We start from the raw sequence: 23257 nt of genomic DNA, 5'->3' as shown, positions 1-23257 counted from the left end.
CTCATCATGGAAATCAAAAGAAGCTTAAACACAAAATTTGCCGAAACATTCGGCCCTAAAAAAACGACACAATACTTCTCGCCAGGTCGCATCAATTTGATTGGTGAACACACCGATTACAATGGCGGTCATGTCTTCCCTGCTTCTATCACTTATGGAACGCAAGGTGTCGCCGCACCTAGAGACGATAATAAAATATTAGTTTATTCCACAAACTTTGATGATATCGGTGTCATCAGTTTTACTTTAGACGAGCTAGACTATGATAAAAAAGCAAATTGGGCAAACTACGTAAAAGGAATGATCCTTAAATTAAAAGAAGCTGGACACCCAATTGATCATGGATTTGAGTTGTTGGTGGAAGGAACAATTCCTAACGGTGCAGGACTTTCCAGTAGTGCTTCATTAGAATTATTGGTAGGTGTTGTATTAGAAGATCTATTTGATTTAAAAACGGATCGTTTGGAACTAGTTCAAACGGGTAAAAAAGTAGAAAATGAATTCATCGGTGTCAATTCAGGTATCATGGATCAGTTTGCCATCGGCTTCGGTGAGCTAGATCATGCGATTTTGTTAGATACAAATACGCTGAAATATGAAATGGTCCCAGTGAAACTAGATGGTTATGCAATCGTCATCATGAATACGAATAAACGTCGGGAATTGGCAGATTCAAAATACAATGAACGCCGCAGCGAATGCGAAGAAGCCTTGGCACGTCTGCAAAAAACTTTGCCTATCTCTTCTTTAGGAGACTTAGATGAAGAAGAATTTGAATCAACTATTGACCAAATCGGTGATGATACATTGACACGCAGAGCTCGTCATGCTGTTTCTGAAAATCAACGTACTTTGAAAGCAAAAGCTGAATTAGAAGCTGGAAACTTGGAAGCATTTGGACAACTGCTAAATGATTCTCACCACTCTCTTCGCTATGATTATGAAGTGACTGGGATCGAGTTAGATACGCTAGTGGACGCTGCTCAAAAACAAGAAGGTGTCCTAGGTGCACGAATGACAGGAGCTGGATTTGGTGGCTGTGCGATTGCTCTTGTCAAAGAAGAAAATATACCTGCCTTCAAAAACAATGTCTATGATGAATATATGAAAGTTGTCGGCTATGCTCCAGAATTTTATGTTGCACACATTGGAAATGGGACAACAAAGATTGATCCAGAAGCCGTTCATGTTTGATAGAAAAATCAATGAACACAGCTAAATAAACAAATACAAATAACCTCTCAGCAATTTTCAAACATGAGCAAAAGGCTCACATTTGAAAATTGCTGTTTTTTATTGACACAAAAAGGGAACATGTGTTCTAATTGTGTAGAAGAGGTGATTGTTATGTGGGCGAATCAAAATCCAGTATTTGTTTATGAAAAAGAACCTTCACGAGATATTTTATGTATTGACTGCAAATCTTTTTACGCCTCCGTAGAGTGCGTGGAAAAGGATCTTGATCCCCTTACAACTAAATTAGTAGTAATGTCCTATCCGTCTGATTCGACAGAAACACGGGGTAGCGGATTAATCTTGGCTTCCAGTCCTGCAGCAAAAAAAGCATACGGCATCACCAATATCAGCCGTGCCAGAGATTTACCCTTTCCCTATCCAAGTGATTTATATATTGTTGCTCCAAGGATGGCTTATTATATGGAAAAAAACAGAGAAATCAATACTATCTATAAAAAATATGCAGATGAAGCGAACCATCATGTCTATTCCGTTGATGAAAGCTTCCTTGATGTAACAAATAGCATGGCACTCTTTGGTAAAACGAATGCGTACGACATGGCTAAGCTGATCCATAAAGATGTATTTGAACAGACCGGAATCTACACGACTATAGGAATCGGCGATAACCCACTACTTGCTAAACTAGCCTTAGATAATGGCTCAAAAGACGGAAAACAAATGATTGCTGAATGGCGTTATGAAGATGTCCCAGAAAAGTTATGGACAATCTCAGATATCACTGACTTTTGGGGAATCGGCAAACGAACAGCAAAACGACTGAAACAAATGGGTATACATTCGGTTTATGATTTAGCTCACGCGGATTATTATCACTTGAAAAGCACGTTAGGGATCATCGGTACTCAGCTTTATGCCCATGCTTGGGGAATCGATCGAAGTTTTTTAGGACAAGAATATATACCAAAATCAAGAAGTATCGGAAATAGTCAAATTCTAGATAGAGATTATACGAGGCAAGAAGAAATCGAGATCGTTATCAAAGAAATGGCCGATCAAGTCGGCACTCGCTTGAGACGATCTGCAGCAAAAGCACAAGTAGTCAGCTTATGGGTAGGATACTCCTTAGGTTATCTTGACCCAAATGGTAAGACCGGTTTTCACCAGCAAACAAAAATCGAAGCGACAAATGCTAGCAGAAATCTAGCAGATGCTTTATTGACCATTTTCCACCAGCATTACCGCTGTCAGGATATTCGACGTATAGGCGTGAACTGTTCCAACCTCGTATACGCGACAGGTTTACAGCTTAACCTTTTTGAAGATCCTGAAAAGCAGATAAATGAAGCAAAAGTTGATTTTGTAGTCGATACGATCAGAAAAAAATACGGCTTTAAATCAATCATCCATGCGCATAGTCTCTTGCAAGGAGGACGCGCCATTGCACGTAGCTCTCTCGTTGGTGGGCATGCAGGTGGTATGAGTGGATTAGAAGGTGGAAAAGATGAGACGGACAGCAAAAAAATTCATTGACTATAACGAGTATCGAGATCGTCCATTTGGATTAAAATGGGGGACCGCTTTTGCGATGGAAGAACTAGTCAACGGTGTCAAAAAAAATGAAGAAGAAGCACGCAAACAACCTCTCCCTAAACAACAAATGACATTACAAGAAATCGATAGTATACTGACAGAAGCTTTTTTATCTCGTAAAGCAGTAAACATCCAGCTCAATTTAACAGATGAATTTGGAAGACTCTTAGATGAGGTTGAAGGTCATTTCATTGGTGAAGCCTATGAAGATTATTTTATGATCGACCATCAGCCGATAGTTTGGGAAGACGTACGGCATATTGAGTTAAAAGAAACAAAAAAATGGTTTGTGACATGAGAGGCTGTTCAATCAGCATTTTGATCTTATTATTAGCTGATTGAACATCGTTTAGTGGAGGTTGCGAAAAAGTCGCTTAGTTTTGAGTATCAAGTCAAAGAGCTGATTTCACAACCTCTCTCTATCCATCTATCCGGTAAGATTCATGCATCACGTCTTCTTTGTTTAGTACGTAGAACCCTTTTTCTTCTGACCATTCGACATAAATCAGCTGTTTTACGTCTGCATAGCCTTCTTTCTTCAAATTCTCCAGAAGCCACGATTCATCTAGTTGATTGGATTGAAGTACTTTATGCTGGATTTGTCCTTCGTCCACTAGCAGGATCGACAAAGCTTTGTCATCATCTGATTTTTTCAATACACTCATTTGACCGGCATTCTCTAGGATAACATGTTTGGCATTTTCAAGAGAAAAGCATTCCTGCTGTCTTAAGATTGCTCGCAACTGCTCCATCTCGATATGGTTATTTGCCAACTCTGTCATGTTGATGACGCCGTCTTTGATTAAAACAGAGGGCTCGCCTTTAACCCAGCGATTGACTTTTTCATTTTTTTGGACGATACGTTCGATACCATAAATCATTACTGCCCAAAGCGCAATGGCAAATAGGACATGGCCTACATGGACATTGTCATCATAGGTTGATTCTTCTAAGATCCCCCCTAAAACAAGCGTATAGACTAAATCAAATGGTGTGATTTCCGACATGGATTTCTTCCCAAGCAAACGCACCACTAATAACAAGCCGATCAACCCGAATACCAGTTTCATTGTGATTGAAAAAACCATTCTTTCTCCCCCTAACTATCTGTTAATTAAATTATATATGCTTTCTCTCAAACACGCATGGAATATACAAGGAAGAAATGTATCCTTTCACTAAAATAAGGACTGTGACACGAGTCGTGTCACAGTCCTTATTCCGAACAAAAGGTGTTCCAGAAGTAGCTTCTTCGAAAAATAAGCCGAAATTTCACAAAAATTTGAGAAACAATTTCCGTAAATTCCTTCTTATTTCTTGAAGCTGACCACTTCTGTCACAACCTCTTTTCAAATATTTCGTTTCCTTATTCTACAAATGGTTCTTCTCCTAGTGCTTGTTGAGCGGCTAGATTCAACATGCTCCATTGTCGGTCAAAACCTGGTTGGAAGAAGAAGTCGGCTTCTGCCAGTTCTTCTAAAGTCAGTTTATTTTGTATCGCTAGTGCCAACACATTTCCTTGACCTGTAACATCATAGGTAGATAATACTGCTCCTCCTAGCAATTGATGGGTCATTGGATCTGAGAATAATTGGATGGACACTTTTGGATTTCCTTGTTCTTCTGGTACATATTTTGGTCGTAACGTATCTTCATAATAAGACACTCGTACATCTACTCCTGCTTTTGCTGCAGTGAAGCTATTTAATCCACTTGCTGCAAAATGGTAGTCGAAGACACTTAATGCGGAGGAACCTACGACTCCGCCGAACGGTTTATTTGGTACTTCTTCAAAAAGATGTTTTACTACATAACGTGCTTCTCTACGTGCAACAGTCGCTAAAGCGATCGGCATTTTTTTGCGTGCTGGGATAGAATAAGCAAGTGTAGCATCTCCTACTGCATACACATCTGGAAGATTTGTTTGCAAGTATTCATTCGTTTGGATCCAGCCACGTTCATCTAAGTCGACGATCCCTTTTAACCATTCAGTATTTGCCTTCACTCCAGCAGCTTGGATGACTAGATCTGCTGGGATTTCTTTTTCACTTGTTTTGATCGCTTCCACTTTTCCGTTTCCGGTAAAGGCTTCGATTTTGGCGTTTGTCAAAACTTCAATACCGTTTTCATTTAGGTGTTGTTCTAAAATGTCTGTCATCTCAGCATCTAAATATGTGCCTAAGGGTCTGTCGATCACATCAAGCAAGACGACTTCTTTTCCAGCTTTTCGGCTTGCTTCTGCTGCTTCGATCCCAATGTAACCAGCACCTACGACAGCGATTTTTTTAATAGCAGGATCATTTAATTTTTCTTTGATTTTGGTTGCCCAATTGTATCCACGCATCAAATAGACATTTTCTAAATCTGCCCCTGGTACTGGCAAATTGTTTGGTTTGACACCAGAACTCAAGATCAATTTATCATAAGGATATTCTTTTGTTTCGTTATCTGATGCGCTAGTAACCGTTACTGTTTTTTTATCTGCATTGATCGTTTTTACTTCGTGATTATTTAAAATATGAACATTGGATTGCGGAAAGTTTTCTGGTCTGAAATTACGTACATCATTTACATCTGTTACCTTGTCTTCTAGATACAGCTCCATACCGCATGACATGAAGGAAACATAGTCTCCTGCTTCAAATAGCGTGATATCTACATTTTCACCGTATCGTGTCAATAGTTCCAAGATCGATTGATGCCCTCCATGAGATGCACCTACAATGACAACTTTGATTTTTTCCATTGATGAAACCTCCTTGAATATTCTTTTAAAATCATTCTAAACAATTTAAACTTAACATTACATCAGTTATGAATCAAAAGAAACGCGCTCATTTGAACCAAATTTAAAAAACAATCGGCAGCTTGCAGAATATACCGCAAAGATGTCGATTGTTTTTTGAGAAAATTCATGAATTACTGTTCTGTTAAAAAGTCTTTGATCCGTTTGCACGCTTCATGTAAGTTTTCCATACTGCTAGCATAAGAAATCCGTATATAGCCTTCTCCTTCTGGGCCAAATGCAATGCCAGGGATACACGCAACTTTTGCCTGTTCCGCTAAGTCTACACAAAACTGCCAAGAGTCGGTTTGAATGACAGCTGGGAGTTTGCAAAATAAGTAAAATGCACCATTTGGCTGAGTCACTTCAAATCCTAAAGGCGCCAATTGCTGGACCAGATAGTCTCTCCGTGTTTGATATTGTTCTTTCATATTCTCGCTATCTTTTACTCCATTTATTAGCGCTTCAGTCGCAGCTTTTTGCGACATCGTTGTAGCCGCAGTCACCAGATATTGATGGACTTTAATTAGTTCGTCAATAAGGGCTTTTTGAGCAAAAATAAAGCCTACTCGCCAACCAGTCATCGCATGTGACTTGGATAACCCGCTTATCACGATTGTTTGTTCCGGAAGATAAGAAGCTATGGATATATGCGTTCCAGTGTAAGTCAATTCAGCATATACTTCATCACTTATAACAAATACCGGATATTTTTTTAAAACTTCAGCGATTGCTTCCAACTGGCTTGCAGACAATGTCGTTCCAGTGGGATTGTTAGGATAATTTAAAATGACTGCTTTGATAGCTGATCCATATTGTTCAAATGCTCGTTCAAATTGTTCCGGCTGACAGACAAACCCTGTGTCAGAAGTATTTATCGGAATCAATTCAGCACCAGCTAGTTCCACTAATGGCTGATATCCTGAATAAGCAGGCGCTGGAATAAGAACCTTGTCTCCTTCTTCTAAAACAGATAACAATGCAGAGGCAATCGCTTCCGTTGCACCAACCGTCGTCAAAACTTCCGTTTGCGGATCATAAGTTAATCCATAACGCTGTTGCTGAAACATACAAGCAGCTTCCCGCAGTTCCTCCAGTCCTCTCATTCCGGTATAGTGAGAAAAGTCTTCTTCAATCGCTGCTATTCCGGCTTGTTTGACATGTTCGGGAGTCGGAAAATCCGGTTCTCCCAAGGTGAGCTTGATCACATCTGGTATCGACGATATTTGCTGATCGAATTGCCGTATTTTAGATACTTCTATTCTAGAAAGTCTGGGATTAAATCGATTGGATAAATTCATCATTATTTACTCGCTCCTCTTTTGAACTGCTATCGATTTTTTCAAGAAGATTTTCTGTAAAAAGAATCGTTTTGTACCATTCTACACCATTTTCTAAAACATCCATATCAAAATCGAACGTCGGATCATGTAAAGCAGGGGTATCACCGACACCTAAAAAGAAAAATACACAAGGATATTGTTGCGTATATATGCCAAAATCTTCGGCTTGAAGAACTGGATCCTCTAATTCATGTAATTTGTTTGAATCCGACAACGCTGCATATAAGCCTCCATGATTGATCACAGCTGGATAGCCGTCATTATAGCGGAAAGAAATAGTTGCTGCAGAGTGAAACTGTTCTGCTAAATGAGCTAATCCCCTCTTCAAATAATTTTGCATACCTGAACTGTAAGAACGGATACTTCCGGATACAATAACTTCTCCAGCTAAAACATTCCGGATCGTTCCACCTTGGATTTGACCAAATTTCATTAGATGATTCCACTCTGCCGGTAATTGCCGATCAAAATCATAAACATTCTTCAAAAATCGTACAGCTGCCTCCAGACTATCGATTCCTTTTTCACTAGAAGCAATATGCGCGGACTGGCCCTTGATGATAATGTCTGTTTCACTGCTTTGTGCCATCAAAGGTCCTGGTCGAGAAAAAACTTCTCCTTTAGCTAGTCCAGGCCATAGATGAAAGCCAAATATTGCTTGTACTTCATATTTATCTAACAATCCTGACTGAATAACACTTTGTGCGCCGCCGGAAATTTCTTCTGATGGCTGATAAATCAGTACTACATTATAAATAAGCTCCTCGATGTGTTCAGTTATAAAGTCGGTCAACCCTAAAAGCATCGCCATATGTCCGTCATGACCACATGCATGCATATACCCTTCATGCTTAGAAGCAAAAAAGAGATTTGTTTCTTCTTTGACTGGCAGTGCATCGATATCTGTTCGAAAAGCAATCGTTTCTTCTTGTTGATTATCAAAATAAAGAAGCAGTCCTGTTTCGCCGATTTCATGGATAACGGCTCCACTATTTTTTACTTGTTCATATAAATATTTTTTTGTTTTGAATTCATGAAATCCGATTTCAGGAATTTGATGGAGTGCCATTCGATATTCTTTCAGCATCCGTATTCACCATCCCTTCATAGATACCCTTCACTACGGTTTCATACTGATCATTCGGTACACCGATGATTAGATTCAACTCCTGTGCTCCTTGTGATAAGATCGATGTGCGAATTTCTAATTTGTTCAATATCGATAACACTTTCCCAGATAAACCGATCAATTCTTTATGCGGTCCGCCAACGACAGAGATCAAAGCTAAGTCTTCAATCACGACGATTTCTTCCACGCCAAGTGTTTCTTTTAATTCTTTTGTGATGAGAAATAATTTATCGGCAATCGCTTCTGCTGAAACGATCACTCCGATATTGTCGATCCCTGAAGGAATATGTTCGATTGATATCTCATGTTTAGCAAAAATGCTCATTGCTTTCCAGATAAACCCGATTTCATCAGACATATGACGTTTGAATAAAGTGATCGAAAGAAAATCCTTGCGTCCAGCTATTCCTGTCAGTCCATTTTCCTTTTCCACTTCGTGATTCGATATTTTTGTTCCTTGAGCGAAAGGATCATTGGTATTTTTTATTTGGATGGGGATATCCGCCTCTTGAACTGGGAAAACAGCTGCTTCATGAAGAACATTAGCCCCCATATAAGCCATCTCTCTCAGTTCTCTAAAAGAGATTTCCTCGATGATTTTAGGATGATCGATGATTCGCGGATCAGCCATCATGATTCCTGAAACATCTGTCCAATTCTCATAACTCGCCGCTTGTAGCATCTTCGCCAGTATCGCGCCAGTAATGTCGCTTCCCCCACGTCCCAATAATTTTTCTTTGCCTGCAGGGTTTGCCCCGTAAAATCCTGGAACAACCATTTTCGGATATCTTTTAAATGCTTTTGTGATTTCCTGTGCTGTTTTTTCCTCATCGATTTTTCCATCATAGTCAAAGAACAGCAGGTCCTTTGCATCAATGAACTGGTAACCAAGATACTCAGCCATCAGTCGAGCAGTCAGATATTCACCTCTGCTTACTAAATAATCTTCAGTTATCTTTTCATCTTCCAGTTGTTTTTGTATGCGTGCCAGTTCCTCTTCCACAGGTAACTGCAGGTCAAGAAGGTCTCTTACTTGAACGAAACGTTCACAGATCCTTTCCCAAAGAGGTGTCCAATCAACATGATGCTGAAGGTAGGCATAAATCAAATAAAGTAAGTCTGTTACTTTGTCATCATCTGATGTACGTTTGCCTAAAGCAGAAACAACGATCACTTGACGATTGGGATCTGAAAGAACAATTGTATGGACTTTTTTGAATTGTTCTTCATGAGACATCGATGTTCCGCCGAATTTTGCTATTTTCAGCGTATTACTCATCTTGCCACCTCCGCTATTTTCTGCATTAAAGCTACAGCAATCTGTACGGCATTTGCAGCGGCTCCTTTGCGTATGTTATCGGCAGTTGTATAGAACAACAGTCCGTTCTCTAAAGAGGTGTCTTTTCTGATCCTCCCAGCATAAACCGTATCTGTTCCTTTAGCAAGAATGCTCGTTGGATATTTATGTGCTGCTAGATCATCTTCTAATTGGATCCCTGGAAACTGACTGAGACACTCTTTAACTTCTTCAATCGTAAACTCTTTTTGCAACTGAACGGCCACCGAGACTCCGTGTCCATTCTCGATTGGCACACGTACACAAGTTGCTGATACTGGCAAATCAGGCTGATGCAGAATCTTACGGGTCTCATTTATCATTTTCTGTTCTTCTTTGGTATAGCCATTTTCCAAAGGCTGATCGATTTCTGGAATCACCGTTTGACTAATATTATAAGGATACAAAGCTGGTTCCTCGTCATTTTGCGTGCGATAAAGATCTTGGATACCTTTCTGTCCAGAACCAGAAACTGCTTGATAGGTCGAATAATTGACTCGTTGGATTCCAAAAGCTTCTTGTAAAGCTTTAAGCGGTAGTACCGCTTGAATGGTTGAACAATTTGGATTCGCAATCAGCCGATTCAATGTATAGTCTTCCAGATTAACCTCTGGAACGATCAATGGAATATCCGAATCTTCTCGCCATGCCGAGGAATTATCTATAACAAATAATCCTTGACTTCTTGCGATTGGCGCAAACTCTTTGGATACAGAAGCACCTGCAGAAAATAGCGCTAAATCATATCCTTCAAATGAAGTTTCTGTCAATTCCTGTACAGTGTGTTTCTTCCCCTTGAATACACAAACTTTGCCAGCTGAACGTTTTGACGCTAATAATTTCAATCGTCCTACTGGAAAATCATATTCTTCTAACACTTTGAGCATCGTTTGTCCGACTAATCCGGTTGCCCCCACAATACAGGTATCTATTTCGCGCATTTTTCTCCATCTCCTCTATAATTCGCGTAACGCAGCAATCAATGCTGTATTTTCTTTTGTCTGATCATCACTTATTTTCAAGACACGTGCAGGTATCCCACCGACAACAGTACCTGCTGACACATCTTCTAAAACCACTGCTCCTGCTGCCACGACTGCATCTTTTCCGATATGGACACCTTCAACAATCACTGCATTCGCACCTACCAGTACGCCGTCTTCTACGATAACCGGTTTAGCCGATGCGGGTTCGATTACACCTGCTAAGACAGCTCCTGCACCAATATGGCAGTTTTTGCCCACTGTCGCTCGTCCACCTAAGACAGCACCCATATCAATCATCGTGTTTTCACCGATTACTGCACCGATATTGATAATCGCTCCCATCATGATCACGGCATTGTTGCCGATGGACACTTGATCTCTGATAATAGCACCTGGTTCGATACGGGCATTGATTTTTTTGATATCCAACAAAGGAACTGCACTGTATCTTGCAGCAGTTTCGATTTCGATTTCAATGATTTTTTCCGCTTCAGCTTCTAAAACCGGAGCAATCGACTCGTAATCACCGAAAACAACGAAGCTGTTTCCTTCACCAAAAACTTTGCTGTCTTTAAATTTGATTGGCTCGGTTACATTCAGATAGACTTTCACAGGCGTCTTTTTAGATGCCGTTTGAATGTAGCGGATGATTTCTTGAGCTTCCACGTTTCTTACACCCCTTTATCCATTAATAAATCTTCTAATTTGTAATAACCTGGTGGCTGATTTTTCAACCAGTCCGCTGCTTCTACTGCACCTGCAGCAAAGATTCGATTAGAAAAAGATTCATGTTTGATCGTAAATACTTCATCGGGAGCTGCAAACATTACCTCATGTTCACCAGGTAAAGAACCTGCACGAATACTGTGTACACCAATTTGATTTTCTTCTCTTTTTTGTCCTTGCCAGTTGTATACAGGCTGAAGCTTTTGTACTTCTTGGATTGTTTGAAGAAGCATATTCGCGGTACCAGATGGTGCATCTTTTTTACGACTATGATGTTTTTCAATCAGTTCGATCTGCCAGCCTTGCAACATTGCAGCTGCTTGCTTGATCAGTTGGTTCATCACCATGATGCCTAACGAAAAATTAGCACTATACATCACAGGTACCTGCTTGGCATGTTCTTCCATTTCTTGGAACTGTGATTGTGTATAACCTGTCGTGCCAATGACTAACGGAAGTTGATAAGACAAGCTATACGAAAGGATCATCTCTAAATTATCTGGATGAGAAAAATCAATAAGCAGTTCTGGCAGTTCCGTAAAAGCAAGTGTAGTTGCTTCTTTAGATGCCGTCCGTAAAAGAAGGACCGTGTCTCCTCTTTCTTGTGCAACTTCTTCGACTCTATTCCCCATCTGTCCACTGCCAATCAGTCCGATTTTCATTTTTCAACCGTCCTTTCCCTTAGCAAAAGCTGAGCTAATTGTTTCTTTTTCTCTTCCGAAAGGGACACTAAAGGCAGGCGTAGAGGTCCTGAAGGTAAATTTAATAACGACATAGCTGCTTTGACAGGAATAGGATTGGTCTCACTGAACAAGGCATGGATCAGCTCAAGTGCATTTAATTGTTTTTCTTTTGCTTGCTGCCATCTTCCGTCCATCGTATCTTTTACTAACTCATGGACTATTTTAGGCTGGATATTTGCCCATACACTGATTACACCGCTCCCTCCTACACTCATTACTGGCAGGATCAAATCATCATTTCCGCTGTAAAGACTGAATTTTTCGCTAATCAATCGAGCGGCTTCCATCACATAAGCCATATCTCCTGAGGCTTCTTTCAAACCAATGATATTAGGATGTTCTGCTAAATTTACTAGTACATGGATTGGAATCGACATGCCTGTTCTAGAAGGGACATTATATAAAATAAGCGGGATTGGTGATGATTCTGCAATTGCTGTGAAATGAGCAGCTAATCCTGCATCACTTGTTTTGTTGTAGTAAGGAGTGATGACCAAAAGTGCATCTGCGCCCAAAGAAGCAAAATGCTTCGCTTTTTCAATCGTTTCTTTCGTATTATTCGTTCCAGCTCCTGCAATCACCGGCACACGGCCAGCCACTTTCTTTACTGTCAGTTGAAGGATCTTCTCCTCCTCAGATTGTGTGAGTGTAGAAGATTCTCCTGTTGTACCCAAAACTAATAATCCGTCTGTTTGTTCATCTAAATGGAATTGGATCAATTTTTCCAAACCAGCATAATCTACTGATCCCTCTTCATTCATCGGCGTGATCAGCGCCACGATCGAACCTTTTATCATCTTCATTCCTCCAATATTCTTGTCCATTCATGAACTGCTGGACCAGCCATTTGTATCGTATCCTCACCAGAGATCATCAAGTCTCCTTGTTCCAAGTGAACGACTACCTGATCTGCTGAAATCTTCCCAGTTTCCTTCGCAACCGCATAAGAGGCACAGCAACCTGTACCGCAAGCAAGTGTCCAACCTACTCCTCTTTCATAGGTACGGACGGTCAATTCCTGTTCATTGACTACTTCTACAAAGTTGACATTGGTTTTTTCTTTGAACAAAGGATGATGACAGATCAGTTCGCCTCTTTTTTTCCAGACTTCCTCACGCGAATTTTCAACAAAAACAACGGTATGGATCGTCCCTAAAAATAAACTAGTGATTGTTACTTTTTCGCCACCAATCTCTATTTCCTGGTTTTTTATTGGATAAGATTGCGCAGCTTTGATTTTTTCTGGAGAATCATCTGGCACTCCCATATCTACGCTGCAATAAAAAGGTGAGGGAGCCAACACCGTAATTTTTCTTGTGCCTGCTAACGTCTCTACGTCGAATTCCTGTTCATCCATCCTATTTTGATCATTCACATATCGAGCAAAACAGCGAATACCATTTCCGCACATAGGGGCACGGCTACCATCTTTGTTGTAATAGATCATTTCCAACGGATCGGTTTTTACGGCGATCAATCCGTCTGTGTCATATTTTTCTTTTGCACATAAAGAAGCAGCTAATTGACTATAATCCGTATCCTCTGTGTAATCTAATAAGATAAAATCATTTCCACAGCCATTATATTTATGAAGGATCATAAGAAACTTCCCCCCTTAGTAGATCAGAAAATACTTGTCTGCGAACAACCAGTCTCGATTGACCATTATTGACAAAAACAACTGCTGGTCGTGTCGCTCGATTGTAGTTGCTGCTCATCGAATATCCGTAAGCCCCCGTGGAATAAACAGCTAAAAGATCACCCGATTTTGCTTTCGGCAAATAAGTTTCTTTGATTACCACATCACCTGATTCACACATTTTCCCTGCAATCGTCACTTTTTCTGTTTTTTCTTCCGACAGTTTTTCTGCTAAATCACAATCGTATGCTGCCTGATACAGAGCTGGGCGGATATTATCTGTCATCCCGCCATCTACAAAGTAATATTTTTTATGTGGTGTCTTTTTGATGAAGCCAATCGTGTATAGTGTTGTACCAGCTTCCCCAACAATACTTCTTCCTGGTTCGATCAGTAGTTGACGAATCGTCAGTTTTCGTTTGTCCAAAGATTCTTCCGTATATTCAATCAGCTTTTTTAGTGCCTCTTCGATTGGGATTGGCTGATCATTTTGTGTATAACGAATCCCGAATCCTCCCCCGAGATTCAAGGAAAGTGGTTGGTCAAAATCGGTTAAGTAACTCGTCAATTTGTCGATTTCAGCTAGCCAAGCAGTAACATCAAAAATTTGTGACCCAATATGGGCATGAAAACCTTCTAACTCTAGATAACTGCTTTCTTTTATCAATTGGAGAGCTTGCTGACACTCTTTACTTTCATAGCTCATGCCGAATTTTGAATCAATATGTGCAGTGACTATATATTCATGAGTATGGGCTTCTACACCGACATTCAACCGAAGCATGACATCGACTTTTTTAGAATAGCGTTGGCTTAATTCTTCTAATAACTCGACTTCCATCAAGTTATCGGCAACAACATGCAACAACTCATTTTCAAATGCATAGCTCAGTTCTTCTGGGGTCTTGTTATTACCATGGAAATAAATAGCATCTCTAGGAAAATCAGCTTGCAAAGCGGTATAGATTTCCCCACCGCTGACAACATCCAGCCCAAATCCATATTCATGGACTAAACGTAGCATCTCAATCGTTTGGAATGCTTTAGAGGCGTAAAGAACTTTTGTATCAAAATGCTTCGATACAAAGCCTCGCTTGAATGACAGCATCGTTTGTCTCATCTTTTCTTCGTCATACACATACAGAGGTGTCTTATACTTTTCTGCTAATGTGCTTGCTGTGACTCCGCCAATTATCAATTCTGTCATTTTTTCATTCCTCTTTTCACATTTTTTCCGTTTTTATTGGAATTTCATTTGATAAAGATTTGAATTTTATTGGAATAATATTATACAAAATTTTCTGAATTGTCTAGTATATTTCGAAATATTTTTTTAAAACAAAAATAAAAAAGGGGACAAAAAATAAAATATCCGAACTATTAGAAGAATATTCCTGCGTATTAACAGAGGTTTATCGCTGTTTAGCGATGATAAACCCTTCTTTCTTCCATATCGTTCGGACATCTTAAATTTTTGAGTTATTTCAACTATTTTCACGGTTCCATGATATTGAAATAGTTGTTTGTATCTGCTTTAAAAAGCATGGACCAGCTTCGTGGTTCACCTGAGGAATCAAGCATTTGCTGGAGGAATGCTACTCTTTTTCCTTCATAAATAAGCGCGGCCTCCTCTTTGTCTGAAGAAATAGGATAATAAGTCAAAATTCCTTGCCAGTAATCGATGAAATAAGTCGTTGGCAATGAATGGATTTGACCATTTGAAAGTTGCCAGTCATCTGTGAACTTTACCATGCCCGTCTGTTGTTTTTTGGTCGAAATAGTATGGATGCTTAAATAATCCAGCAACATTTCTCCATTCATCTGTGCCGATAGCTCTGACGAATCAGCCGATTCAATTGAAAACAAGTCCACATCTTCCTTTAATTCCAGTGCTCCAGTCAAGTACTCATTTCGCCAAGCCCCAGATTCCGTTTGATACCCTAGTTGTGTCAACGACCGCCGGCAAAGCGCTCTTGCTTCTTTATTTTCAGGATCTGCGTAAATGACCAAATTCGTAACTTTTGCCACCCATTGATAATTTCCTTTTTCATAATCTTCATGCGCTTTTTCTAAGATAGCTTCTGCTCCACCCATGTACTTTACCGTTTGTTTCGCTTCCCGTTCAGGAGGAAGCGGATTCAAATTCACCGGATTTGAATCATACCAACCGATATACTTTTGATAAACCGCCTTGCTATTATGAGCAATCGTTCCGTAATATGGTCTTAGATACCACTGGTTTGTCAGCTCTTCTGGCAAAGCGACTTGTTCTGCTAATTCGTTTATGGTATACCCGGCATTGACAGCTTTAAGTGATTCATCATGAATTCCTTTATATAACCGTGCTTGGTCTAGTAAATACCTGTTAATAGCATCTGGTTCCTCCTCAGTGGCATACCGCGGCCAAGTATGCGCATGGAACAATACTTTTGCTTTTGGTCCATAGCGCCGTTGTGCCTCGATAAGGTATCTCGACCAGCTTTTTCCATCTCGTATCTGTGCCCCTCGCAGAGTATAAAGATTATGCATCGTACAAGTGCAGTTTTCTGCCATCCAAAGCGCTTGATATGCTGGAATATACGTATTCATTTCGGCAGGGGCTTCTGTGCCAGGGGTCAATTGGAAATCCAGATCTAATCCATCGATAGCGATTATTTTATTTTCAGTGATCTCACAAGTAGGAAGCTCAAAACTGATTGTGCCTGTAGATTGTCCTTGTCCAATCCCAACAGATAAGGAACCAAATGGACTTTTTTCTAAGGAAGAGCCATATTGAAAGACTGCTCTTCTTCCCATGGCCTTCCCTACCATAAGGTTCTCAGAAATAGCAGCTTCCGTAAATCCTTCAGGTACATAAATCGGAACAGAAGGATCTACTTTGAAGTCTTTAAACAAACCGCGTATGCCACCAAAATGATCGACATGGGAATGACTGATAATGATTCCTGCAAGATTCCCCTCCACTTCTGGATACCCGTTTTCATTAAACCAGCGATCCGCAAACTCAATCGCTGCTCTTGAACATTCGATACTCATCAATGTATCAAAGACAATCCATTTATTGTTTGGGGTAAGAACCAGTGTGAGGTTGGCCATATCAAATCCCCGTAACTGAAAGATTTGCTCAGTGACACGAAAGAGACCCGTTTGATGGTTACATCGCGCATTTTCCCAAAGACTTGGATTCGCACAGTTTGGACATTCCTCTTCTAAAAATGCATAAGCTTTCTGGCTCCATATAACTTTTCCTTCTTGAATAATCTCTAAATGGTTAAAGGGAGCAACACAATTCTGGCTAGCTAACATAAATTCATGATTATCCGCAAAGTTTAATTGTTTTTTTACGTTGTTATTTTCTTTCTGTGTCTCTTTCGTCGTATGCTTCTCCATTATTCAGCCTCCGTTTTCTCTTTTTAAACTAATTTAATTATAATATTATTTTAATATAAAGAGAAAGAAAACGCTATCTTGATTATACAAGCAGTAGGAAAATAAAAGGAAACATGGCAATTTGGAACTATTTCAAATATTTATAGGCTTCGATAATCTCTTCGTACTTTTCTTTCGCATTTTCTTCTACGGATTTATCTGGATGATACTTCATGACTTTTTGTCGATAGGCATGTTTGATCTCTTCTTTTGTTGCCTGTTCATCTACACCTAAGATTAGCCTAAAATAAGCTTCCAGTTCAAAAGGCTCGTTGATTACTAAAGAAGTTTTTTTGTTGTTCTTATTTTGATTAGATGATTGTTGCGTATGCTCAGAAGTATCTTTCTTTTCATTTTTTTCTTTGAGTAAAAAAGTGAATAAATACGTACACTTACGAAAATACTTATTCAAAGAATGATAAACAACTAAACGGATACCAATTGCTACGAGAGAGATCGGAACTGTCAGCAAAATATTCCAAATCAAAGCTAATTGAAAAATAACATTTAATAAATAAAAAACAGTAACTATCGTCATACATGATCCTATGATCTGCAATGGATAAATACCATAAAATTGTAATAGACTAGACAACAGCAGGTAACTCAGTGGAATGCTTAAAAGAATAAATAATTTTACAGATAGATGCGCTTCTGTAAATCGTTGAGAATAATGGATGATAGGCTGAAAAAATTCTAATAATTCAATATATCGCCCACCTATTTCATTCGGAAGGAACATCGAAAACAAAACAACAATTATGTACAAAGCTACTTCTGGGAATGCAAGCGTTACAATTATTACCCATAACAAAAAAATCAAAAGATAAAAAAACAGTAATAGGATGAATCCCATAAAGATTCCTCTCTTTCAAAATATTCGACAGATCACGTCTTTCAATTAAATTGTATTTCAAAGTGTAAATAAAACAAATACTTTTTTATTTTTCAATCGGCTGATTCTACAAAAAACCTCTTGAAAGGCAGATCGGATGATCCACTTTTCAAGAGGTCAAACTATGTTTTTCAACTTCTTATCAATTCGTTAGCTTATTATTTTGACGCACGTTTTACATAAGAACCTTCTGCTGTATTGATTTCCAATAATTCATCTGTTTCGATGAAGTCAGGAACATTGACCACTAAGCCAGTTTCCATTGTCGCTGGTTTACCTGAACCAGTAACTGTTGCACCTTTGATTGAAGGTTGTGTTTCCACGACACGCAACACGACAGTTGTCGGTAATTGAACACCAATAACTTCGCTACCGAAGAATTGGATTTTTACTTCCATGTTTTCTAGGATATATTTCATTTCTTCTTCTACTGTTTCTACAGGAATTTCATATTGTTCATATGTTTCCAAATCCATGAAGAAAGCTGTATCGTCCATCGTGTACAAATATTGCACAGGTTTTGTGTCGATATGTGCTTTTTCAAATTTTTCTTCTGGTCTGAAAGTTGTGTCGTATGTTGCGCCTGAACGGACATCTTTCAGTTTCATACGCATAACTGTATTTCCTTTACCAGGTTTATGGTGGCTTGCATCCAGAACTTTAATCAATTTACCGTCTTGAACGAACGTCATACCGGCTCTTAAATCACTTGCTGAGATCATTATTTTTGCTCCTTCTTTTCTTTATCATAATCAACTTTATTGTATCAGACAACCGGACAGAAAACTAGAGTATTCTCTATCTTTTAAGGTTTCATGCCTATTTGTCAAAAAAAAAATAAACACGGGTAAACGATACTATCGAAATTTTTTTCTTTCAAGCCTTTGACTTTTATTTTTTTTCATGCTATCGTTAATAAAAATTTTAATTGGAGGGATACACATGACAGTCAGCAACCAAAAACAATTGAATCGTTGCTGTTGTATGGTGCGTAAAAGCAGCATACTATTTGTCATGTCTATTAATTGCCCTTCATAGAATGAGTACCAGGTAATTTACCTTTTGTCTACTCAATTTTTCTCTATGTCTTTCAAGGAGCTGATTTAATAGTCAGCTCCTTTTTTTATTATCTTTTTTAGGAGGTCCATATGATTATCTCGACAATTACAGAAGCTATTGGTTCCACACCGCTTTATCGCTTTGACAATCAGCACTATTCTATGCCTAAAGGTTCTGCTATTTATGCAAAACTGGAATATTTAAATCCAGGAGGAAGTATCAAAGATCGATTGGGTAGTTATTTGATCAAAGAAGGACTTGCCCAAGGAAAAATCAATGAAAAAACGACGATCATCGAACCGACTGCCGGAAACACAGGGATTGGGATTGCTCTGGCCGCACTCACGCATCAGTTAAGAACGATTTTTGTTGTTCCAGAGAAGTTCAGCTTGGAAAAACAACAATTGATGAAAGCATTGGGAGCAAAGATCATCCATTCTCCTAGTGAGAAAGGAATCGTCGGTGCCATCAGCAAAAGTAAAAAACTTGCAGAAGAGATATCGAATAGCTATCTGCCTCTTCAATTTGAAAATAAAGATAATCCCGCTGCTTACTATTATACGTTAGGACCGGAAATCTTTCATGAAATCAAAGAAGATATTCATAGTTTTGTGGCGGGGATCGGTAGCGGTGGAACCTTTGCTGGAACTTCTACCTTTTTGAAAGAAAAATATCCCGATATTCGAATAATCGGTGTAGAACCAGAGGGCTCTGTGTTAAATGGCGGAGATCCAGCCCCTCATGAAATTGAGGGTATCGGTGTAGAATTCATTCCGCCGTTTCTTTCTCCCCTTTCAATCAATCAGATCGAAACAATCTCTGATGGAGAAGGGTTTAACTATACTAGGCAATTAGCACGAGAACAAGGACTATTAGTTGGAAGTTCGAGTGGTGCGGCTTTTGCAGCAGCATTAAGAGAAATTCGTCGTTTACCACCTGGTCATCGTGTCGTTACGATTTTTCCAGACGCAGCAGACCGCTATTTATCAAAAAACATTTACTTATAGGAGGAAAGAAACATGCATATTCAAACAAAATTGATCCACGGAGGCATCAGTGAAGATCACACAACAGGAGCTGTCAGTGTACCTATTTATCAAACATCCACTTATCGACAAGATGGAGTCGGACATCCTAAGCAATATGAATATTCAAGATCTGGTAATCCTACTCGTTTTGCACTGGAAGAACTGATTGCTGATTTGGAAGGGGGTGTTCGAGGATTCGCTTTTTCTTCTGGACTTTCTGGGATTCATGCCGTTTTTTCTCTTTTTGAAGCTGGCGATCATATCTTATTAGGAGATGATGTCTATGGAGGAACATTCCGTCTATTTGACAAGGTTCTTACTAAAAATGGTCTCGAGTACACGATCATAGATACGAGCAATCTTGATAAAATAGAACAATCCATCCAACCCAATACAAAAGCACTTTATCTTGAAACACCTAGCAATCCACTTCTAAAGATTACTGATTTAGAAAAAAGTGCCACTCTGGCTCATCGACATGGATTGATAGTTATTGCTGACAATACATTTGCTACTCCTTATTTTCAAAAACCATTAGATCTTGGTTCTGATATCGTTGTCCACAGCGGCACCAAATATCTAGGCGGACACAGCGATGTAGTAGCTGGTTTAGTGACTACTAGACATAAAGAGCTAGCTGAGCAGATTGGATTTTATCAAAATGCTATCGGTGCCGTTCTTGGTCCTCAAGATAGCTGGTTACTTCAGCGTGGAATCAAGACTCTAAGTGTTCGTATGGAGGAACATCAAAAAAATGCTTTTGCAGTAGCTGATTTTCTCTTTTCTCATCCAGCAGTAGAAAAGGTCTACTATCCAGGATTACCCGACCATGAACTTTATGGAATTGCTAAGCAACAAATGAGCGGCTTTAGCGGAATGGTTTCTTTTACTTTAAAAAATGAAGCAACTGCTATTCCTTTTATTGAATCTCTCCAACTATTTACTCTAGCAGAAAGTTTAGGTGGCGTAGAAAGTTTAGTAGAAGTTCCCTCTGTCATGACTCATGCGTCTATTCCAAAAGAAAAACGTGAAGAGGCTGGCATAAAGGACGGATTAATTCGTCTTTCTGTAGGAATTGAGTATGGTCAGGATCTCATAAACGATTTAGCTCAGGCATTTGACACAATCAAGAACTAGAAAGTCCACATAAATGGTTTAGCAGAAAAATCTAAAAAATATTTCAGATTGCTACACCTTGGAAACGATAAGTGTTAGAATCAAGTAGAAAGACGTTTTTGTAAATTTCACTAAATAATTCTTTAGTGGAAAACATCAAAACAAATGAACAAATAGATAGGAGTCTTACAAATGAGAATGAATGTCGAAAGTTTTAATCTTGACCATACAAAAGTCAAAGCACCTTATGTACGTGTAGCCGATCGAAAAACAGGTGCACATGGCGATGTCATCATTAAATACGACGTCCGCTTTAAACAACCAAATAAAGAACACATGGATATGCCAAGTCTGCATTCATTGGAACACTTGACTGCTGAACTAATCCGTAATCATGCGGATTATATCGTAGACTGGTCACCAATGGGATGCCAAACAGGCTTTTACTTGACTGTGTTGAATCATGAAAGTTACGAAGATATTTTAGATGTTCTGGAAGCAACGATGAAAGATGTCCTTGAAGCTACTGAAGTACCAGCAAGCAATGAAACACAATGCGGCTGGGCTGCTAGCCATACATTAGAAGGTGCGCAAGCCTTAGCTCGTGAATTTTTAGCAAAACGCGATGAATGGTCTGAAGTAGAAGCATAGTTTCTAAAAGAACGTAAAGGTGAGAAGCAATAAAGCTATCTTATCTTCGTAGTCGTTTTATTAACTATTTATTGTCTGAAAAGAGTACTAAACGAGAAAACAAATAGCTAGTTTTCAGTTTAGCACTCTTTTTATCATATAATAGAAAGGAGAAAAATTTATGTCTATCTATAATTTTGAAGTTGCTTTAGAAGACGGCACAGTTTATTCATTGGAAAAATATGCCGGCAAACCAATAATCATCGTCAATACTGCAACAAAATGCGGCCTAGCACCGCAATTCGAGCAATTAGAAGAACTTTATCAAGCTTATCAGTCACAAGGTTTGGTTATATTAGGCTTTCCTTCGAATCAATTTAAACAAGAACTAGCTTCAGCGACTGAAGCAGCAGAAGCTTGTAAAGCCACTTATGGCGTTACCTTCCCTATGCATCAATTGATTGATGTAAATGGAGAAAATACAGATCCTCTTTTTACTTATCTTAAAAATGAAGCTCCTGGTACTGTCACTAAAGCCATAAAATGGAATTTCACTAAATTTTTGATTGATCGAAATGGAAAAGTAATTGAACGATTTGCACCACAAACTTCTCCATTGAAAATGACCACTGCAATTGAATCCGTTCTTTAACTTAATAAAAATAAAAAAAGATGAACTATTTCTAGTTCATCTTTTTTTATTTGCGTGGCGACGTCCTACTCTCACAAGGGGCAACCCCTCACTACAATCGGCGCTAAGAAGCTTAACTTCTGTGTTCGGCATGGTTACAGGTGTATCCTTCTCGCTATCGCCACCACACTGTGGTGTTATCTTTTATTGAGTAAATTTTGTTCACTCAAAACTGGATTTGAAGTTATATAAGTTATTTGCCGAGTTCTTTTCTTTTTAACCTATTGGTTAAGTCCTCGATCGATTAGTATCAGTCCGCTCCATACATCACTGTACTTCCACTCCTGACCTATCTACCTGATCATCTCTCAGGGATCTTACTTTCTTAAAGAAATGGGAAATCTCATCTTGAGGTGGGCTTCACACTTAGATGCTTTCAGCGTTTATCCCTTCCCTACATAGCTACCCAGCAATGCCCTTGGCAGAACAACTGGTACACCAGCGGTAAGTCCATCCCGGTCCTCTCGTACTAAGGACAGCTCCTCTCAAATTTCCAACGCCCGCGACGGATAGGGACCGAACTGTCTCACGACGTTCTGAACCCAGCTCGCGTGCCGCTTTAATGGGCGAACAGCCCAACCCTTGGGACCGACTACAGCCCCAGGATGCGACGAGCCGACATCGAGGTGCCAAACCTCCCCGTCGATGTGGACTCTTGGGGGAGATAAGCCTGTTATCCCCAGGGTAGCTTTTATCCGTTGAGCGATGGCCCTTCCATGCGGAACCACCGGATCACTAAGCCCGACTTTCGTCCCTGCTCGACTTGTTGGTCTCGCAGTCAAGCTCCCTTCTGCCTTTACACTCTTCGAATGATTTCCAACCATTCTGAGGGAACCTTTGGGCGCCTCCGTTACCTTTTAGGAGGCGACCGCCCCAGTCAAACTGCCCATCTGACACTGTCTCCCACCACGATTAGTGGTGCGGGTTAGAGT

General features: G+C 39.5%; 21 protein-coding genes, 1 rRNA gene and 3 other annotated features. Of the genes, 7 read left to right on the top strand and 15 right to left on the bottom strand.

Translation table 11 applies throughout. The features are described from left to right. Positions 1-6: 6 nt before the first annotated feature. From A5849_RS03765 to A5849_RS03755, 3 genes are all read left to right on the top strand, one after another. Positions 7-1194, top strand: a complete 1188-nt coding sequence (locus A5849_RS03765; RefSeq protein WP_002345384.1) for a galactokinase — start codon at positions 7-9, stop codon at positions 1192-1194. A 153-nt stretch (positions 1195-1347) separates the two neighbouring features. Next, positions 1348-2730 carry a Y-family DNA polymerase gene (locus A5849_RS03760; protein WP_002312015.1) on the top strand — a complete coding sequence of 461 codons (1383 nt, stop codon included), beginning with the start codon at positions 1348-1350 and terminating at the stop codon, positions 2728-2730. Further along, positions 2702-3088, top strand: coding sequence for a hypothetical protein (locus A5849_RS03755; RefSeq protein WP_002308120.1), 387 nt, complete (start codon positions 2702-2704; stop codon positions 3086-3088). The genes A5849_RS03760 and A5849_RS03755 overlap by 29 nt, the downstream gene beginning before the upstream one ends. A gap of 121 nt (positions 3089-3209) precedes the next feature. On the opposite strand, the gene A5849_RS03750 is transcribed toward A5849_RS03755, so the two are convergent. The 14 genes from A5849_RS03750 to efp all read right to left on the bottom strand — a co-directional run bounded on the left by A5849_RS03750 (position 3210) and on the right by efp (position 18523). Beyond that, positions 3210-3878 (bottom strand): DUF421 domain-containing protein, encoded by a 669-nt coding sequence (locus A5849_RS03750; RefSeq protein WP_002308119.1) that lies wholly within the window; start codon positions 3876-3878, stop codon positions 3210-3212. 278 nt (positions 3879-4156) lie between these two features. Beyond that, positions 4157-5536 (bottom strand): FAD-dependent oxidoreductase, encoded by a 1380-nt coding sequence (locus tag A5849_RS03745; RefSeq protein WP_002345385.1) that lies wholly within the window; start codon positions 5534-5536, stop codon positions 4157-4159. Positions 5537-5709: 173 nt separating this feature from the next. Next, positions 5710-6879: a pyridoxal phosphate-dependent aminotransferase gene (locus A5849_RS03740; protein WP_002308116.1), complete on the bottom strand. Its 1170-nt coding sequence runs from the start codon at positions 6877-6879 to the stop codon at positions 5710-5712. Continuing rightward, on the bottom strand, positions 6854-8005 hold the full coding sequence (locus tag A5849_RS03735) for a M20 family metallopeptidase (protein WP_002312011.1): 1152 nt from the start codon (positions 8003-8005) through the stop codon (positions 6854-6856). Before A5849_RS03735 ends, A5849_RS03740 begins: the two co-directional genes overlap by 26 nt. After that, complete coding sequence (locus tag A5849_RS03730) at positions 7965-9326, bottom strand: aspartate kinase (RefSeq protein WP_002308114.1); 1362 nt, start codon at positions 9324-9326, stop codon at positions 7965-7967. The genes A5849_RS03735 and A5849_RS03730 overlap by 41 nt, the downstream gene beginning before the upstream one ends. Beyond that, the gene (locus A5849_RS03725; protein WP_002308113.1) at positions 9323-10324 is read right to left on the bottom strand and encodes an aspartate-semialdehyde dehydrogenase; all 1002 of its coding nucleotides are present in this window, start codon (positions 10322-10324) and stop codon (positions 9323-9325) included. The genes A5849_RS03730 and A5849_RS03725 overlap by 4 nt, the downstream gene beginning before the upstream one ends. A gap of 15 nt (positions 10325-10339) precedes the next feature. Continuing rightward, positions 10340-11035 (bottom strand): 2,3,4,5-tetrahydropyridine-2,6-dicarboxylate N-acetyltransferase, encoded by a 696-nt coding sequence (dapD, locus tag A5849_RS03720; RefSeq protein ID WP_002344580.1) that lies wholly within the window; start codon positions 11033-11035, stop codon positions 10340-10342. A 5-nt stretch (positions 11036-11040) separates the two neighbouring features. Continuing rightward, entirely contained in the window at positions 11041-11757 is a 717-nt protein-coding gene (gene dapB, locus A5849_RS03715) for a 4-hydroxy-tetrahydrodipicolinate reductase (protein WP_002308110.1), read from the bottom strand. Beyond that, the gene (dapA, locus tag A5849_RS03710; protein WP_002313335.1) at positions 11754-12635 is read right to left on the bottom strand and encodes a 4-hydroxy-tetrahydrodipicolinate synthase; all 882 of its coding nucleotides are present in this window, start codon (positions 12633-12635) and stop codon (positions 11754-11756) included. The genes dapB and dapA overlap by 4 nt, the downstream gene beginning before the upstream one ends. A 2-nt stretch (positions 12636-12637) precedes the next feature. Beyond that, positions 12638-13438: a diaminopimelate epimerase gene (gene dapF / locus A5849_RS03705; protein ID WP_002308107.1), complete on the bottom strand. Its 801-nt coding sequence runs from the start codon at positions 13436-13438 to the stop codon at positions 12638-12640. Then, positions 13425-14684, bottom strand: coding sequence for a diaminopimelate decarboxylase (gene lysA / locus A5849_RS03700; RefSeq protein WP_002334969.1), 1260 nt, complete (start codon positions 14682-14684; stop codon positions 13425-13427). Before lysA ends, dapF begins: the two co-directional genes overlap by 14 nt. Positions 14685-14971: 287 nt before the next feature. Next, on the bottom strand, positions 14972-16867 hold the full coding sequence (locus tag A5849_RS03695) for an alkyl/aryl-sulfatase (protein WP_002344584.1): 1896 nt from the start codon (positions 16865-16867) through the stop codon (positions 14972-14974). Positions 16868-16994: 127 nt separating this feature from the next. Further along, positions 16995-17762, bottom strand: a complete 768-nt coding sequence (locus A5849_RS03690; protein ID WP_086309963.1) for a J domain-containing protein — start codon at positions 17760-17762, stop codon at positions 16995-16997. Between the two features lie 197 nt (positions 17763-17959). Further along, on the bottom strand, positions 17960-18523 hold the full coding sequence (efp, locus tag A5849_RS03685; RefSeq protein ID WP_002289434.1) for an elongation factor P: 564 nt from the start codon (positions 18521-18523) through the stop codon (positions 17960-17962). Between the two features lie 426 nt (positions 18524-18949). Between efp and A5849_RS03675 the strand changes: the two genes are divergently transcribed. From A5849_RS03675 to A5849_RS03660, 4 genes are all read left to right on the top strand, one after another. Further along, positions 18950-19867: a PLP-dependent cysteine synthase family protein gene (locus A5849_RS03675; RefSeq protein WP_002313332.1), complete on the top strand. Its 918-nt coding sequence runs from the start codon at positions 18950-18952 to the stop codon at positions 19865-19867. A 12-nt stretch (positions 19868-19879) separates the two neighbouring features. After that, positions 19880-21025 (top strand): cystathionine gamma-synthase, encoded by a 1146-nt coding sequence (locus A5849_RS03670; protein ID WP_002345388.1) that lies wholly within the window; start codon positions 19880-19882, stop codon positions 21023-21025. A gap of 171 nt (positions 21026-21196) precedes the next feature. Further along, positions 21197-21655: an S-ribosylhomocysteine lyase gene (locus A5849_RS03665; protein ID WP_002289439.1), complete on the top strand. Its 459-nt coding sequence runs from the start codon at positions 21197-21199 to the stop codon at positions 21653-21655. A gap of 160 nt (positions 21656-21815) precedes the next feature. Beyond that, positions 21816-22286, top strand: a complete 471-nt coding sequence (locus tag A5849_RS03660) for a glutathione peroxidase (protein WP_002308095.1) — start codon at positions 21816-21818, stop codon at positions 22284-22286. Between the two features lie 52 nt (positions 22287-22338). Here the strand turns inward: A5849_RS03660 and rrf are convergent. After that, positions 22339-22454 (bottom strand): 5S ribosomal RNA (gene rrf / locus A5849_RS03655). A gap of 107 nt (positions 22455-22561) precedes the next feature. Further along, positions 22562-22824 (bottom strand) — a sequence feature (23S ribosomal RNA rRNA prediction is too short). Positions 22825-22843: 19 nt separating this feature from the next. Beyond that, positions 22844-23003 (bottom strand) — a sequence feature (23S ribosomal RNA rRNA prediction is too short). Positions 23004-23022: 19 nt separating this feature from the next. Beyond that, positions 23023-23191: a sequence feature (23S ribosomal RNA rRNA prediction is too short), on the bottom strand. Positions 23192-23257 lie beyond the last annotated feature (66 nt).

The sequence above is a fragment of the Enterococcus sp. 10F3_DIV0382 genome, from assembly GCF_002140245.1.
GTDB lineage: Bacteria > Bacillota > Bacilli > Lactobacillales > Enterococcaceae > Enterococcus_B > Enterococcus_B lactis.
The sequence above is the reverse complement of the archived record's forward strand: the minus strand, read 5'-3'. Positions and strand labels throughout refer to the sequence as shown.